The sequence below is a fragment of the Pseudomonas sp. NPDC089407 genome, from assembly GCF_044900445.1.
In the GTDB taxonomy this organism is placed as follows: domain Bacteria; phylum Pseudomonadota; class Gammaproteobacteria; order Pseudomonadales; family Pseudomonadaceae; genus Aquipseudomonas.
The window spans coordinates 73,389-87,613 of the sequence record NZ_JBJDNB010000015.1; the positions used below are offsets into that span (position 1 = coordinate 73,389).

At 63.8% G+C, this 14,225-nt stretch carries 16 protein-coding genes; 8 read left to right on the top strand and 8 right to left on the bottom strand.

The genetic code is table 11. The features are described 5' to 3' along the window. Nucleotides 1-52: 52 nt before the first annotated feature. Complete coding sequence (locus ACI2KG_RS13770; RefSeq protein WP_404662279.1) at nucleotides 53-820, bottom strand: AraC family transcriptional regulator; 768 nt, start codon at nucleotides 818-820, stop codon at nucleotides 53-55. A 126-nt stretch (nucleotides 821-946) separates the two neighbouring features. Between ACI2KG_RS13770 and ACI2KG_RS13775 the strand changes: the two genes are divergently transcribed. Beyond that, a complete protein-coding gene (locus ACI2KG_RS13775; RefSeq protein ID WP_404662280.1) occupies nucleotides 947-1,744 on the top strand; it encodes a UDP-2,3-diacylglucosamine diphosphatase in 798 nt (265 codons plus the stop codon). Between the two features lie 138 nt (nucleotides 1,745-1,882). Here the strand turns inward: ACI2KG_RS13775 and ACI2KG_RS13780 are convergent, their stop codons facing one another. Continuing rightward, entirely contained in the window at nucleotides 1,883-2,194 is a 312-nt protein-coding gene (locus ACI2KG_RS13780) for an Mpo1-like protein (protein WP_404662281.1), read from the bottom strand. 151 nt (nucleotides 2,195-2,345) lie between these two features. Between ACI2KG_RS13780 and ACI2KG_RS13785 the strand changes: the two genes are divergently transcribed. After that, nucleotides 2,346-3,407 (top strand): AraC family transcriptional regulator, encoded by a 1,062-nt coding sequence (locus tag ACI2KG_RS13785; protein WP_404662282.1) that lies wholly within the window; start codon nucleotides 2,346-2,348, stop codon nucleotides 3,405-3,407. Here ACI2KG_RS13785 and ACI2KG_RS13790 read toward each other — a convergent pair. Then, nucleotides 3,364-4,818 carry a TrkH family potassium uptake protein gene (locus ACI2KG_RS13790; protein WP_404662283.1) on the bottom strand — a complete coding sequence of 485 codons (1,455 nt, stop codon included), beginning with the start codon at nucleotides 4,816-4,818 and terminating at the stop codon, nucleotides 3,364-3,366. The genes ACI2KG_RS13785 and ACI2KG_RS13790 overlap by 44 nt on opposite strands. Before the next feature lie 195 nt (nucleotides 4,819-5,013). Here ACI2KG_RS13790 and ACI2KG_RS13795 point away from each other — a divergent pair, with 195 nt between their 5' ends. Continuing rightward, on the top strand, nucleotides 5,014-5,571 hold the full coding sequence (locus ACI2KG_RS13795) for an NAD(P)H nitroreductase (protein ID WP_404662284.1): 558 nt from the start codon (nucleotides 5,014-5,016) through the stop codon (nucleotides 5,569-5,571). 137 nt (nucleotides 5,572-5,708) lie between these two features. On the opposite strand, the gene ACI2KG_RS13800 is transcribed toward ACI2KG_RS13795, so the two are convergent. The 5 genes from ACI2KG_RS13800 to ACI2KG_RS13820 form a co-directional block, all read right to left on the bottom strand. Next, nucleotides 5,709-7,046 (bottom strand): ATP-binding protein, encoded by a 1,338-nt coding sequence (locus ACI2KG_RS13800; protein ID WP_404662285.1) that lies wholly within the window; start codon nucleotides 7,044-7,046, stop codon nucleotides 5,709-5,711. Between the two features lie 58 nt (nucleotides 7,047-7,104). Continuing rightward, a complete protein-coding gene (locus ACI2KG_RS13805) occupies nucleotides 7,105-7,521 on the bottom strand; it encodes a Spy/CpxP family protein refolding chaperone (RefSeq protein WP_404662286.1) in 417 nt (138 codons plus the stop codon). Between the two features lie 230 nt (nucleotides 7,522-7,751). Further along, on the bottom strand, nucleotides 7,752-8,429 hold the full coding sequence (locus tag ACI2KG_RS13810; RefSeq protein ID WP_400613659.1) for a response regulator transcription factor: 678 nt from the start codon (nucleotides 8,427-8,429) through the stop codon (nucleotides 7,752-7,754). A 188-nt stretch (nucleotides 8,430-8,617) separates the two neighbouring features. Then, on the bottom strand, nucleotides 8,618-8,917 hold the full coding sequence (locus ACI2KG_RS13815) for a YciI family protein (protein WP_060508399.1): 300 nt from the start codon (nucleotides 8,915-8,917) through the stop codon (nucleotides 8,618-8,620). A gap of 1 nt (nucleotide 8,918) precedes the next feature. Further along, nucleotides 8,919-9,512, bottom strand: coding sequence for a septation protein A (locus ACI2KG_RS13820; RefSeq protein WP_201206133.1), 594 nt, complete (start codon nucleotides 9,510-9,512; stop codon nucleotides 8,919-8,921). 67 nt (nucleotides 9,513-9,579) lie between these two features. Here ACI2KG_RS13820 and ACI2KG_RS13825 point away from each other — a divergent pair, with 67 nt between their 5' ends. The 5 genes from ACI2KG_RS13825 (at nucleotide 9,580) to rluB (ending at nucleotide 14,033) form a co-directional block, all read left to right on the top strand. Then, nucleotides 9,580-10,440 (top strand): PHP domain-containing protein, encoded by an 861-nt coding sequence (locus ACI2KG_RS13825; protein WP_404662287.1) that lies wholly within the window; start codon nucleotides 9,580-9,582, stop codon nucleotides 10,438-10,440. A gap of 13 nt (nucleotides 10,441-10,453) precedes the next feature. Then, a complete protein-coding gene (locus tag ACI2KG_RS13830; RefSeq protein ID WP_400614143.1) occupies nucleotides 10,454-11,083 on the top strand; it encodes an L-threonylcarbamoyladenylate synthase in 630 nt (209 codons plus the stop codon). A 125-nt stretch (nucleotides 11,084-11,208) separates the two neighbouring features. Then, on the top strand, nucleotides 11,209-11,934 hold the full coding sequence (locus tag ACI2KG_RS13835; RefSeq protein ID WP_404662312.1) for a segregation and condensation protein A: 726 nt from the start codon (nucleotides 11,209-11,211) through the stop codon (nucleotides 11,932-11,934). Beyond that, the gene (gene scpB / locus ACI2KG_RS13840) at nucleotides 11,921-12,691 is read left to right on the top strand and encodes an SMC-Scp complex subunit ScpB (RefSeq protein WP_404662288.1); all 771 of its coding nucleotides are present in this window, start codon (nucleotides 11,921-11,923) and stop codon (nucleotides 12,689-12,691) included. Before ACI2KG_RS13835 ends, scpB begins: the two co-directional genes overlap by 14 nt. Before the next feature lie 274 nt (nucleotides 12,692-12,965). Continuing rightward, nucleotides 12,966-14,033: a 23S rRNA pseudouridine(2605) synthase RluB gene (gene rluB / locus ACI2KG_RS13845; RefSeq protein WP_400613666.1), complete on the top strand. Its 1,068-nt coding sequence runs from the start codon at nucleotides 12,966-12,968 to the stop codon at nucleotides 14,031-14,033. Nucleotides 14,034-14,225: the final 192 nt, after the last annotated feature.

A 14,225-nucleotide genomic window follows, 5' to 3' on the forward strand; every position in this document is an offset into this window, starting at 1 on the left:
TACAGGAAAAGTGTAAAGCCTCAGGCAATCAAGTTCTGTCGCAAGACTGCTGTCAATTGTCGCCAGACTCGCGCCGCAACGCCAAAGGCTTAGAACCAAACGCCCGTAACATCGCCGCCGAAAACGCACTCTGCGAGCTGTACCCCACCTGCGCGGCAATCTCGCCCATCGGCAGCAGGGTCTGCAGCACCAGCCGCCGCGCCTTGAGCAAGCGCCGTTGGCGAATGTAGTCCATCGGCGTCATTGCGCACTCGGCAGTAAAGCGCGCATGTAGCCGGGCACTCGACAACCCGGCGATGCGCGCCAGGTCAGCCACTTGCAGCGGGTAGGCCGCCTGCTGCTCGATATGCGCATCGAAGGCCGCATACGGCAAGCGCTGGCTGGCGCGCACGCTGGCCGCCGCCGTAGGGTTGAGGCTGGCCAGCAGCAGTGCTGCGCCTTGCCGGGCAATCAACGGGTCATCCATGGGGCTGGCTGCCAGCCAGTCCACCAGCTGCTGCTGGCGCTCATCCAGGCCCAGGGCGGCCGGGCGGTCCAGCAGACGGCGGCTGGCGTCGGCATGCTCGCCCAGCTGCTCGTGCAACCAATGCTCGCCCGGCACGTCCAGCACCAGGCAATCGCTGCCGCCGTCGCTGGCACAGGTGTGGTGAGCGCCGGCCGGTACCACGATCAAGCCTTGTCGACCGACCCCGGCACCTTGCCCCTGTACCTCGAACTCCAGGCGACCGCGCAGGCCGAACACCAATTGCGGGTGTTCGTGGCTATGGGCAATCAGGCTGTCGCGGTAATGGCGCAGCGAGAGGATCGGGCCGGCGGTCATGGAGGGTCCTCGCGGGGCAGAGGCCCATTGTGCCTGATTCGCTGCACACCATCACTCGTCACCGTTTTGCCACGGCGCTGTCATGCACGCCTGCCAGTCTCCAGCTAACTGCGCCGGAGCCTGCCCATGACCCATGCCGAACTGTCCCGTCCCTCGCGCAAGCAACGCGTGCGCACCCTGTGGATCTCCGACGTGCACCTGGGCACCCGCGACTGCCAGGCTGAACACCTGTCGCAGTTTCTCAAGGGCTACCAGGCCGACCGTGTCTACCTGGTAGGTGACATCATCGATGGCTGGAAGCTGCGCGGCGGCATCTACTGGCCGCAAGCCCACACCAACGTGATCCGCCGCTTGCTGACCATGAGCAAACGCGGCACCGAGGTGATCTACGTCACCGGCAACCATGACGAATTCCTGCGCCGCTACTCCAAGCTGATCCTCGGCAACATCCAGCTGGTGGATGAGGCCGAACACCTGACCGCCGATGGTCGCCGGTTGCTGGTGATCCATGGCGACCAGTTCGACGTGATCACCCGTTATCACCGCTGGTTGGCGTTTCTGGGCGACCGCGCCTACGAATTTACCCTGGTGCTCAACCGCTGGCTCAACCACTGGCGTGCGCGCTATGGCTATGGCTACTGGTCGCTGTCGGCGTACCTCAAGCACAAGGTAAAAGGGGCGGTGAACTTCATCAGCGACTTTGAGGATGCGATTGCCCACGAGTGCACCCGGCGTGGTTTTCATGGGGTGGTGTGTGGGCATATCCACCATGCCGAGATCCGCAAGGTGGGCGAGGTGGAGTACCTCAATTGCGGGGATTGGGTGGAGTCGTGTACGGCGTTGATCGAGCACTGGGATGGCAGTATTGAGCTGTATCGGTTGGCTGAGGCGCAGGCAGCGGCGGCGGTGCGGGAACTGGCGTAAGGGTTGATGGCCATGGGGCTGCTTTGCAGCCCATCGCGACGCAAGGCCGCTCCTACAGGGGGCCGCGCAAGCATGGGAAAACGCGGTCGGTGTAGGAGCGGCCTTGCGTCGCGATGGGCGCAAAGCGGCCCCAGAATCCTACAGCTTGAGCTTGCCCAGCAGGATATCGCGGAACATCACGAAATCGCCGGCAAGGCTATAGAACGGATAGCTAAAGGTCGCCGGCCGGTTCTTTTCGAAAAAGAAATGCCCGACCCAGGCAAAACCGTAGCCGAACAGCGGCACGGCCAACAACAGCATCCATTTGCCACTGCCAATGGTGTAGGCCAGCAGCGCGATCACCAGGCTGGTGCCGACAAAGTGCAGGCGACGGCAAACGGGGTTGCTGTGCTCCCCCAGGTAGTACGGGTAGAACTCGGCAAAACTGCGAAACTGCGCTGTGCGGTTCATGACAGTGCTCCGGGATTAATACTTCTGGACAAGATGCACGGCGTGGAGCCTGAATCGAGTCTAGAGTGATTGGCAGCACCTACCAGTGACAATAGGCGCCAATTGAGTATCCTTGGGGTTCACCGCAGGAGCGGTCAGGAAGAAGCCTGTCATGAGTGAAAGAACCACGTCAGCCAGCTGGGCATCAGGGATCGTGAAGGCACTCGAACTGGAAGGGCTGGACTGCCAGGCCATGTTCAAGCAGCTGGGGCTGGACTTCGCTGCCCTCGACGACCCCGACGCACGCTTCCCGCAGGACTCCATGACCCGGCTCTGGCAACTGGCCGTTGAGCTGTCCGGCAATGAGGCCATCGGCCTGAACATGGCACGGGTGGTACGCCCGGCGTCGTTCCATGTGGTGGGCTATGCGTTGATGTCCAGCCGCACCCTGGCCGAAGGCTTCGAGCGGCTGGTGCGTTACCAGCGCATCATCGCCGAAAGCTCCGACCTCAGTTTCGTCCTTGGCGCCGAGGGCTACTCGCTGATCCTCACCGTACACGGCGACCACCTGCCGCCGACCCGGCACAGTGCCGAAGCCTCTCTGGCCTGCGCACTGGCGCTGTGCAAATGGTTGAGCGGCCGGCCGGTGCAGCCACGACGGGTGCTGGTGCAGGGGCCACAGCCCCGCAATGTCGAGCCATACAAGGTGGCGTTCCATTCGCCGCTGGTGTTCGGTGCGCCGCACGATGCGCTGGTGTTCGAGCGCGCCGACATGGAGGCGCCTCTGCCGACCGCCAACGAAGCCATGGCGGTGCTGCACGACCGTTTTGCCGGTGAGTACCTGGCGCGCTTCTCCGAAAGCAAGGTTACCCACCGTGTGCGCCAGGTGCTGTGCCGCATCCTGCCGCAGGGTGAGCCCAAGCGTGAAACCCTGGCCCAGGCCCTGCACCTGTCGCAGCGCACTTTGCAGCGGCGGCTGCAAGAGGAGGGCACCAGCTTCCAGACCCTGCTCGACGACACCCGCCGCGAACTGGCCGAGCAGTACCTGGCCCAGCCGGGCATGACCTTGCTGGAGGCGGCTTACCTGCTGGGCTTTGCCGACCCCAGCAACTTCTACCGGGCGTTCCGCCGCTGGTTCGATGCCACGCCCAGCGAGTACCGCGCCCGCCGGGGTGCGGAAGCCGAAGTGCTCAGTGACGCCAGAACGCCGGCATACACAACACAAGCACGGTGATGATTTCCAGGCGACCCAGCAGCATGCCGGCAGCCAGGATCCACTTGGCTGCGTCCGGCAGCGTGGCGTAGTTACCCGAAGGGCCTATCACTTCACCCAAACCTGGACCCACACCGGAAACCGTGCCGGCGGCGCCGGTCAACGCGGTCATCCAGTCCACCCCCAGCAGCGACAGCAGCAGCGCCATGACGCAGATGGTGATGGCGAAGAAGAACGAGAACGTCAGGATCGAGCGCACGATGTCTTCGTCGAGGCGGTGGCCGTTGTACTTCTGTTTGATCACCGCGCGCGGGTGAATCAGCTGGTTGAGGCTGGCCTTGAGCAGGATGTAGGCCACCTGGAAGCGGAAGATCTTGATACCGCCTGCGGTGGAACCGGAGCAGCCGCCCACGAAGCCCAGGTAGAAGAACAGCATCAGCGAGAAATTGCCCCACAGACTGTAGTCGCCCAGGGCGAAGCCCGTGGTGGTGACTACCGAGGTCACGTTCAGCGCCACGTGGCGCAGGGCGTCGAGCCAGTGCAGGTTGGTGCTGTACCAGTACCAGGTGCCCAGCACCAGCCAGGTGACCACCAGCATGCCCAGCAAACCCTGCACCTGCTGGTCGCGGATCAGCGCCTTGCGGTTGCCGCGCAGTGTCGCCACATACAGGGTGAACGGCAGGCTGCCCATGATCATCACCACCACCGCCACCCAGTGCACGGCGGGGATATCCCATTTTGCCAATGACTGGTCAGAGGTGGAGAAACCGCCGGTAGAGATTGCCGACATGGCGTGGTTGATGGCATCGAACGGGCTCATGCCGGCCCACCAGAAGGCCAACGAGCCGAGGATCGAGAAGCCGACGTAGACCCCGACGATCGACTTGGCGACCATGTGCGAGCGCGGCATGACCTTTTCGGAACGGTCGGACGACTCGGTCTGGAACAGGCGCATGCCACCGATGCGCAGCAGCGGCAGGATTGCCACCGCCATGGCGATGAAGCCAATGCCGCCAAGCCAGTGCAGCATCGAGCGCCACATCAGGATGCCGGGTGACATGCTATCCAGCCCGCTGAGCACGGTGGCGCCGGTGGCGGTGATGCCCGACATGCTCTCGAAGAAGGCATCGGTATAGCTGATGTGCTGGGTCAGCAGGAACGGCAGGGCGGCGAACACGCACACCACCAGCCAACTGCACACCGTGAGCAGGTACATGTCGCGCGGTCGCAGGTGCACATGCTCCGGGCGCCCTTGCGCTACCAGGGCCAGGCCGGCAATGAAGGTAATCAGGCTGGACCAGAGGAACGACGGCATGTCGCTGGTGCGCTCGAAGATCACCAGGGTCGCCATGGGCACCGCCATGCCCACGGCCAGGGTAATCAGGAAGATGCCGATGATGAAACCAATGATCCTTAAGGTCGGCAACGCCATGTGATCTGCTCTGACTCGATTCGGAAGGGCGCCATTCTACCTATGGGTTGGTGAGCTGCAAGCTGCGAGCTGCAAGCTGCGAGCTGCAAGCTGCAAGAAAGAGCAGCGTACGCCGGCCAGCTTCTGCTTGAAGCTTGCAGCTTATAGCTAGCAGCTTGAGAATGGCCGCACATTCACCTGCCAGGAGGGTAGCCGATGGAGGCTCTCGACGCATTGCTCAACCGTGTTTCCGTGCCACGCCTGACCGAGCCGGCGCCCAACGCCGCGCAGCGCGAGGCGCTGTTCCAGGCTGCCTTGCGCGCCCCGGACCATGGCCAGCTGCGGCCATGGCGTTTTCTGACCATCGAAGGCCAGGGCCGCGAGAAACTGGGCGAGCTGTTCGCCGAAGCGGTGCAGCACAAGGGTGATGCCACCCCGGCTGCGCTGGACAAGGCCCGCGCCATGCCGCTGCGTGCACCGTTGCTGATCGTGGTGATTGCCAAACTGCAGGACCACTTCAAGGTGCCCAAGTTCGAGCAGCGCCTGGCTGCGGGCTGTGCGGCGCACGGTATCCTGATTGCTGCGCATGCGCAGGGGATCGGCGCGGTGTGGCGCACCGGTGACATGGCATTTGATGCCCATGTGCACAAGGGGCTGGGTCTGGCTGAGAACGAAGAGCTGATTGGCTACCTGTATGTCGGCACGCCGCTGGCCGAACCGCGTACGGCGCCGATTCTGGAGACTGCCGATTTTGTCAGTGGTTGGGGTGAGTAACGGCTGAAAATGCTGGGGCTGCTTTGCAGCCCTTTCGCGACACAAGGCCGCTCCTACAGGGGGGCATAGGCCTCAAGCTTACGCGATCCCTGAGCGGCCTTGTGTCGCGAAAGGGCCGCAAAGCGGCCCCGGCGATCTCAGACTGTACCTGCCTCCACAGGCAACTCCAGCCTCGCCACAAACCCACCCTGCGCATGATTGCCCAGCACCAGGCTGCCGCCATGCCGCTCCGCTGCCTTGCGCGCAATCGCCAGCCCCAACCCATGCCCCGGCGCTTCCTGCCCCGGCGCGCGGAAGAACGGTTCACCCAACTGCGCCAGGTGCTCCGTGGCCGCCCCCGGCCCGTGGTCGCGCACACTGATCACGATCCGCTCCTGCTCGCGCACGGCGCTGACCTCCACCGGCTGCCCCGGCGGGTTGAAGCGCAGGGCATTGCGCAGCAGGTTATCCACGGCCCGCTCGATCAGTGTTGGCCAGCCTTGCAAGGTCAACCCCGGCTGGGCCTCCAGGCGCACGTCTTGTTCAGGCGCGCCGAGCAGGGCGTCTTTGCGCACGCTGCCGAGCAGGGCATTGAGATCGACCGGTTCGGCATGGGCTTGTTCGGCATCCACGCGGGCCAGGGTAAGAATTTCGCTGATCAGGTCTTCCAGCCTGTCGCACTCGCGGGTCAGGCGTGGCCACAGGGTCTGTCGCTGTTCGGGTTCAGCGCGTTCGGCCAACGCCAAGGCGATGCGCAGCCGGGCCAAAGGTGAGCGCAGCTCATGGGACACGTCGCGCAGCAGCTGGCGCTGGCTGCCAAGTGTGCTTTGCAGGCGCGCACCCATCTTGTTGAAGTCCTTGGCCAGCACACCGAACTCGTCGCGTCGTGCCGCCAGGCGCGCCAGGCTGTTCTGCTGGTAGGTGCTCTGGCCCAGGTCGTGCACGGCGCTGCGCAGGCGGCTTAGCGGGCGGGTGATGGACAGCGTCACCAGCAGGCTGAACAGGGTCAGCACCACCAGGGCGATGCCCAGCGCACTGAGTGGCCACATCAGGCTTTCGCGGTGCCAGGCATCCAGTGCCGGGTGGGGGATGCGGTAGATCAGCAGGTAGGTTTCGCCGGTGTCGGGGCTGGTGTATTCCTCGGTCAGCCGGCGCCACGGCAAACGTCGCTCATCATTGTGCTGGCGCGCCTCGAAGGCTGCCGCACGGCGTGGGAAGGTACCGGGCACCAAGGCCTCGCCGCTGTCATCGAGCACCTGCACGTCGATCTTGTAGCGGTCCTTGCGCCGCTCCAGGAAGTGCTGCGCCGCATCCAGGCCTTCTTGTTCGTAATGCTTGGCCCATTTGCTGGCCAGGGTATTCAGGCCCGGGTGGCGGCTGAGGATCCAGGCGTCCTGGTTGAGCATGTGGCCAAGCAGGATCGACAGGCCTGCGACCAGGGTGATGGCCAACCAGAAGCTGGCCAGGATGCGCCAGAACAGTGAACGCAAGTGCACCTCCTAAACAGAAAAAGCCCGGCTCGCGCTGGGGCGGGCCGGGCATGTGGCGGACAGCTTACTGGGCCTTGGTGCCTTTTTCAGCTTTCCAGGCCTGGAACTCCTGCCACTCGGCTTTCTTGGCGGCGCGTTCCTTTTGCAGTTCGTCGAACTTCTTCTGCTGGTCAGGCTTGAGCAGGTTGCGCACTGCGGTGTCGGTCTTGGTGCGGCTGGCCTGCAGTTCGTCCTTCATGGCCTTCTGATCAGCGGCCGGCAGCTTGGCCAGGTAGCGTTCGGTGATGTCGCGGCGCTGCTGCATCTGCTCGCCCATCAGCTTGCCGATCTGCTGGCGCTGGTCACGGCTCAGGTCCAGTTGGTGGAAAGGCGCATCACCGCGATGATGCGGGCCGTCGTGACGCGGGCCGCCGTCAGGCATGGCCATGGCCACGGTCGGCAGGGCGGCGGCGAACATCAGGGCGATAAGGGTCTTGCGCATGGTGTCTCTCCTTTCATAGGCCGGTGGTTACCGGATGAGCACAGTCTAGGGAGATCACCGTCAAGCGCAGTCAGCGGATGGTAAAGGCTCGGTAAAGATGAGTCAGGGCTGCTTCGCGCCCCATCGTCGGCAAGCCAACTCCCACAGTGATTGCATAAGGCTTGAGGGTCGATGCGGTCGGGGTGGGAGCTGGCTTGCCAGCGATGGGGCGCGTAGCGGCCCCGGCGATGTCACAGGCAGTAGTAATAGCCCCGGCTGCGCAGGGCGACGATGCGAGGCCGGCCATCGGCGTGCGGGCCGATCTTCTTGCGCAGGTTGCTGACGTGCATGTCCAGGCTGCGGTCGTACAGGGTCAGCTTGCGGCCCAGGCCGATCTGCGCCAGCTCCTGCTTGTCCAGTGGCTCGCCGGGCTGGCGCAGCAGGGCTTCGAGAATGCGGCTTTCGGACAGGGTCAGGGTCATTTCGCGGCCATCGATGCTGGCCACGCCGCGGGCCGGGCTATACACCAGGTCGCCCAGCTCCACCTGGCTGGTGGTGGCGGTGGGGTGGCTGCGGCGCAGCACTGCGCGCAGGCGGGCGGTGAGCTCGCGCGGGTCGCAGGGTTTGGCCAGGTAGTCGTCGGCGCCCAGCTCCAGGCCGAGAATGCGGTCTAGCGGCTCACCACGTGCCGAGAGCATCAGCACCGGAAGCTCGGCGTGCTCGCTGCGCAACTGTTTGAGCAACTCCAGGCCACTGCCGTCGGGCAGCATCACATCCAGCACCACGGCATCAGGGGCATGCTCGGCCAAGGCCTGGCGTGCGCTCTGGCCATCGTGACAGGCACGTACGGTAAACCCTTCCTGGGTCAGCCAGCTGCCGAGCAGCTCGCACAGTTCCTGGTCATCATCAATCAGTAACAGCTCGCTCATGACTCACTCAATTCAACCATTGACGGCGGTCAAATCGGCCCGCCAGTGGCAAAGATACCGCAGACTGATGGCAAGCGTATAACTGCGGGTACCGCGTGGGCTTCTTCGCGGGTGAACCCGCTCCTACAAGGACCGCGCGGTTCCTGTAGGAGCGGGTTTACCCGCGAAGCAGGCGACGCGGTCTCAGCTCACGGCAACACTTGCTTGAACGGTTTGACCACGACCTTGTCGTACACGCCCGCGGCAATGTAAGGATCGGCATCGGCCCAGGCCTGCGCCGCCGCCAGCGAGTCGAACTCGGCAACGATCAGGCTGCCGCTGAAGCCCGCGTCCCCTGGGTCGTTGCTGTCGATGGCCGGGTGCGGGCCGGCCAGCACCACGCGGCCTTCGGCTTTCAGTTGCTGCAGGCGTTCAATATGCGCCGGGCGTGCGGCCAGGCGCTTTTCCAGGGAGTTCGCGACGTCGCTGGCGATAATGGCGTAGAGCATGTCAATCCTTGGGTTTGGAGGTAGAAGGGTCGTCGTGCAGGTGGCGCGACAGGTACACGCCTTGCGCCACCAGGAAGATCACGGTCATGCCCAGGCTGCCGAACACCTTGAAGTCCACCCAGAAGTCCTGAAAGGTGAAGGCGACGAACAGGTTGGCCGCGCCGCAGAACAGGAAGAACGCGATCCAGGCCACGTTAAGGCGAGCCCAGATGGCATCGGGCAGGGTCAAGGCGTGGCCCATGATGCGCTTGATCAGCACCCGGTCGCCGATGAAGTGGCTGCCGGCAAAGCCCAGGGCGAACAGCCAGTTGACCACCGGTGCCTTCCACTTGAGGAAGGTTTCGCTGTGAAAGGTCAGGGTCAGGCCGCCGAATACCAGGCAGGCAACCAGGGTCAGCCACTGGCCCTTTTCCAGCTTGCGCTGGCGCAGGAACAGCGCGCCGTATACCACCAGTGAGCTGATGATCAGCATGGCCGTGGCGCTGTAGATGCCGCCAAACTCGAAGCTGTGGCCGGCGACTTCCATGGGGCGCGGGTCGAGCTTGTAGACGATGAAGAACAGCAGCAGCGGGATGAAATCGATGAATTGTTTCACAATGGCAGCCAGAATCGGGATGTGACGGCATAATAACAAACATCGAATCCAGCGAAAGCGCTCCTCCATGAATGTTGATCTGCACTGTCACAGCACGGCCTCCGACGGCGCCCTGTCGCCCTCGGTACTGGTTGCCCGGGCCCATGAGCACGGGGTGCAAACGCTGGCCCTGACTGACCATGACACCCTCGAAGGCCTGCCCGAGGCACGCCAGGCCTGCCTTGAGCGGGGCATGCGCTGGGTCAGCGGGGTAGAGCTGTCGTGCACCTGGGGTGGCGCCACCATCCACGTGCTGGGCTATGACTTCCCGCTCGACGCGCCGCCGTTGCTGGCGGCGATCGAAGCATTGCACCGCGGGCGCTGGCTGCGCGCCGAAGAAATTGACAAACGGTTGGCCGCCAAGGGCATGCCCGGCACCCTTGAAGGCGCCCGCGCCGTGCAGCATGAGCTGGGCGACAGCGGCAATGCCCCGGCGCGCCCTCACTTTGCCGAGTACCTGGTGCGCGCCGGGCACGTCAAGGACCGTGGCGAAGCGTTTCGCAAGTGGCTGGGCGCCGGCAAGCTGGGGGACGTGAAACAGCATTGGCCGACCCTCGACGAAACCGTTGCCACGTTGCGGCAGTCCAACGCTTGGGTGAGCCTGGCGCATCCCATGCACTACGACCTGACCCGCAGCAAGCGCAGACGGCTGATTGCCGACTATATTCAGGCAGGTGGGCAGGCACTCGAAGTGGTCAACGGGATGATGCCTGCCGAGCAAGTGGGCACCCTGTCCATCCTCACCCGTGAGTTCGGCCTGCTGGCAAGTGCTGGCAGTGACTTCCACGGCCCCGGCACCTGGGGCGAGATCGGTGCCTACCGGCCATTGCCCGAGGACCTGCCACCTTTGTGGCCTCGATTCAGCCATGAACAGCCTTTGGCGCTATGAACAGGATGACTACGTGAGCCAATTTTTCCAGATTCATGCGGAAAACCCGCAGGCGCGCCTGATCAAACAGGCCGTCGAGATCATCCGCAAGGGTGGCGTGGTGGTGTATCCGACCGACTCGGCTTACGCGCTGGGTTGCCAGATCGGCGACAAGGGCGCAATCGAGCGTGTGCGTACATTGCGCAAGTTGGACAAACAGCACAACTTCACCCTGTTGTGCTGCGATCTGTCGCAAATGGGGCTGTTCGCCAAGATCGATACCTCGACCTTCCGCCTGCTCAAGGCGCACATCCCGGGGCCTTACACCTTCATTCTCAACGCCACCCGCGAAGTGCCGCGCCTGCTGATGCACGAGAAGCGGCGCACCATCGGCCTGCGCGTGCCCTCCAACCCGATCGTGCTGGCGCTGCTCGAAGAGCTGGGCGAGCCGTTGATGAGCGTGAGCCTGATCTTGCCGCCTGAAGAAGAGCCCATGACCGACCCTTACGAGATACGTCAGCGGCTGGAGCACCATGTCGACCTGATCATCGACGGCGGTTACGGCGACCTCAAGGCCTCGACCATCATCGACCTGACAGGTGATGAGCCTGCGCTGATCCGCGAAGGCTGCGGCGACCCGACGCCGTTCCTGGTCGACGCGTGAGCCAGTTGGAAGCGCCCGAGGCGCCGGCCGAGCAGGCCGAGGAACCTCGGCAGTTGCAATTGGCCTTGGTCTACGGCGAAGCCCTGACCGAAATGCCGCTGGACCTGTACATCCCGCCGGACGCCCTGGAAGTCATTCTTGAAGCCTTCGAAGGCCCGCTGGACCTGTTGCTGTACCTGATCCGCAAGCAGAACATCGACATCCTCGACATCCCGGTGGCGGAAATCACCCGCCAGTACATGGGGTACGTGGAACTGATGAAAAGCGTGCGCCTGGAGCTGGCTGCCGAGTACCTGGTGATGGCCGCCATGCTCGCCGAGATCAAGTCGCGTATGCTGCTGCCGCGTTCGGCCGAGGTTGAGGGAGAGGAGGGCGACCCGCGCGCCGAACTGATTCGCCGCCTGCAGGAGTACGAGCGTTTCAAGGCCGCCGCTGAAGGCATCGACGAATTGCCACGCGTTGGCCGAGACGTGGTGGTGCCGCGGCTGGAAGCGCCGCAGGCCAAGGTGCGCAAGCTGTTGCCCCAGGTCAGCCTGGAAGAGCTGCTGGTGTCCATGGCCGAGGTGATGCGCCGCAACGACCTGTTCGAGAGCCACCAGATCACCCGTGAAACGTTGTCCACCCGCGAGCGCATGAGCCAGGTACTGGAGCGCCTCAAGGGCGGCGCTTTTGTGCCGTTTGTCGAGCTGTTCGGCGTCGACGAGGGCAAGCTGGGCGTGGTGGTGACCTTCATGGCGATTCTTGAGCTGGTGAAGGAATCGCTGATCGAACTGGTGCAGAATGAACCTTTCGCCGCCATCCACGTGCGGCTTCGCCCGGCGCTTGTTGAAGAACCCGATGAACCTGAATGAACCCCGCGACCTGGCGTCGCTGATAGAAGCCTTCCTGCTGGCTTCGGGCAAGCCGCAATCCCTGGAGCGTCTGTACGAGTTGTTCGAAGAAGCCGAGCGGCCTGAGCCCAAGGTGTTCAAGCAGGCCCTGGAGGTGCTGGGCAAGTCGTGCAACGGTCGCGCCTTCGAGCTCAAGGAAGTGGCCAGCGGCTACCGCCTGCAGATTCGCGAGGACTATGCCCCCTGGGTCGGACGCCTGTGGGAAGAGCGCCCGCAGCGCTATTCGCGTGCCTTGCTGGAAACGTTGGCATTGATCGCTTACCGCCAGCCCATCACGCGCGGCGAAATCGAGGACGTGCGTGGTGTGGCGGTAAACAGCAACATCATCAAGACCATGATGGAGCGTGAGTGGATTCGCGTGGTTGGCTACCGCGAAGTGCCCGGGCGCCCGGCGATGTTCGCCACCACCAAGGCGTTTCTCGACCACTTCAACCTCAAAAGCCTGGATGAGTTGCCAGCCTTGGCCGAACTGCGTGCGATGGAGCCCGAGCCGTTGCTTGACCCGGACGATGCGCCCGTGCCGGCGCACCTGCAGGCGCTGGCCGATGCCAGCCTGGGTGAGGAAGAAGAAGGGGGTGAGCCGAAGGAAGAGACCAGCTTCCGCAGCCTGCTGGTGGAGCTGGACCAGATGGAAGAAGGGCTGAAGACTGATTTTGATGATTTGCGGGAAGAAGAGCCTGAGGCCTCGGTGGAAGAAGAGGGCAAGTTGCAGCCCTGATTCTTTCGTTGCTTGTGTTGGCCCTATCGCCGGCAAGCCAGCTCCCACAGGTACCGCACCGCTCTCAAGACATGTGTTGCTCCTGTGGGCGCTGGCTTGCCGGCGATAGGGCCAGTGTGGCCCACACACCACCATTAGGCAGAAACCCCTGCCAATGCCCACAAAACCCTCTACGCTCCAGTGCGTTCTACCGCCGAACCGCGTATGATGCGCGGCCTTTTGGCGCGTCCGTCGCCAGAACACCTATTTCATTCCTACACCGGGAGGTGCCCAGATGAGTGAGCAAGACCTGCAAAATACCGAAATCACCCCGCCAGCTGGCGAAAAGCTGCAGAAAGTGCTGGCACGCATTGGCGTGGGCTCGCGCCGTGACGTCGAGGCCTGGATCAGCCAGGGTCGCATCAAGGTCAACGGCGTTGCCGCCACCCTCGGCCAGCGCGTCGATCTGCACGACGCCATCGCCGTGGACGGCAAGCTGATCAAGCGCGAGGAGGCTGCCGAGGCCACCCGCCGCGTGATCATGTACAACAAGCCCGACGGCGAAATCTGCACCCGTGACGACCCGGAAGGCCGCCCGACCGTGTTCGACCGCCTGCCACGGCCAAAAGAAGGCCGCTGGATCAACATCGGCCGCCTCGACATCAACACCACCGGCCTGCTGCTGTTCACCACCGACGGTGAACTGGCCAACCGCCTGATGCACCCGTCCTATGAAATGGACCGTGAGTACGCGGTACGTGTGCGTGGTGAAGTCGACGACGAGATGATCGAGCGCCTGAAGGCCGGCGTAATGCTGGAAGACGGCCCGGCCAAGTTTACCGACATCCAGAAAGCGCCCGGTGGCGAAGGCTTCAACCACTGGTACCACTGCGTGGTGATGGAAGGCCGCAACCGTGAAGTACGCCGCCTGTGGGAATCCCAGGGCATGGTGGTCAGCCGCCTGAAACGCGTGCGTTTCGGCCCGGTGTTCCTCAACTCCGACCTGCCGATGGGCCGCTGGCGTGAAATGTCCCAGGGCGAGATCGACATCCTGGCCGCTGAAGTCGGTTTGCAGCCGGTGGCGCTGCCAACCCTGAACCTCAAGGCCAAGGACAAGATGGAGCGCCTGCAGCGCAAATCGTCCCGCCCGATGGGGCGTGGTGAGCGCGTGCGCAACCTGCGCCCGGCGCATGAAGGGGCTGCCACCGGTGAGCGCCCTGCGCGTCAGCCGCGCGAAGAGGCCCCACGCAAGGGTAGCCGCGGCAGCGCCGTTGCCGAGCGCCCGAGCGAGATGCGCAAGCGCCCTGGCAAGCCTGACGGTGACAAGCCGACCGGCCGTGGTCGCGGAAAGCCGCGTGGCTGATTGGCCAATGTGGTAGTCGAGAAACCAGCCTTCGGGCTGGTTTTTTATGGCTGTGAGAATTTGGGGCTGCTGCGCAGCCCATCGCGACGCAAGGCCGCTCCTACAGGAGATCGCACAAACCTGAAATTGACGCGCTCTGTGTAGGAGCGGCCTTGCGTCGCGATGGGCCGCAAAGCGGCCCCAAGATATTGA

Excerpts from the sequence above, each read along its gene's own strand:
- ACI2KG_RS13825 (WP_404662287.1), top strand. The coding sequence starts at position 9,580 with ATGAATGTTGATCTGCACTGTCACAGCACGGCCTCCGACGGCGCCCTG.
- ACI2KG_RS13775 (WP_404662280.1), top strand. The coding sequence starts at position 947 with ATGACCCATGCCGAACTGTCCCGTCCCTCGCGCAAGCAACGCGTGCGC.
- ACI2KG_RS13785 (WP_404662282.1), top strand. The coding sequence starts at position 2,346 with ATGAGTGAAAGAACCACGTCAGCCAGCTGGGCATCAGGGATCGTGAAG.
- ACI2KG_RS13790 (WP_404662283.1), bottom strand. The coding sequence starts at position 4,818 with ATGGCGTTGCCGACCTTAAGGATCATTGGTTTCATCATCGGCATCTTC.
- ACI2KG_RS13780 (WP_404662281.1), bottom strand. The coding sequence starts at position 2,194 with ATGAACCGCACAGCGCAGTTTCGCAGTTTTGCCGAGTTCTACCCGTAC.
- scpB (WP_404662288.1), top strand. The coding sequence starts at position 11,921 with ATGAACCTGAATGAACCCCGCGACCTGGCGTCGCTGATAGAAGCCTTC.
- ACI2KG_RS13795 (WP_404662284.1), top strand. The coding sequence starts at position 5,014 with ATGGAGGCTCTCGACGCATTGCTCAACCGTGTTTCCGTGCCACGCCTG.
- rluB (WP_400613666.1), top strand. The coding sequence starts at position 12,966 with ATGAGTGAGCAAGACCTGCAAAATACCGAAATCACCCCGCCAGCTGGC.
- ACI2KG_RS13770 (WP_404662279.1), bottom strand. The coding sequence starts at position 820 with ATGACCGCCGGCCCGATCCTCTCGCTGCGCCATTACCGCGACAGCCTG.
- ACI2KG_RS13810 (WP_400613659.1), bottom strand. The coding sequence starts at position 8,429 with ATGAGCGAGCTGTTACTGATTGATGATGACCAGGAACTGTGCGAGCTG.
- ACI2KG_RS13805 (WP_404662286.1), bottom strand. The coding sequence starts at position 7,521 with ATGCGCAAGACCCTTATCGCCCTGATGTTCGCCGCCGCCCTGCCGACC.
- ACI2KG_RS13815 (WP_060508399.1), bottom strand. The coding sequence starts at position 8,917 with ATGCTCTACGCCATTATCGCCAGCGACGTCGCGAACTCCCTGGAAAAG.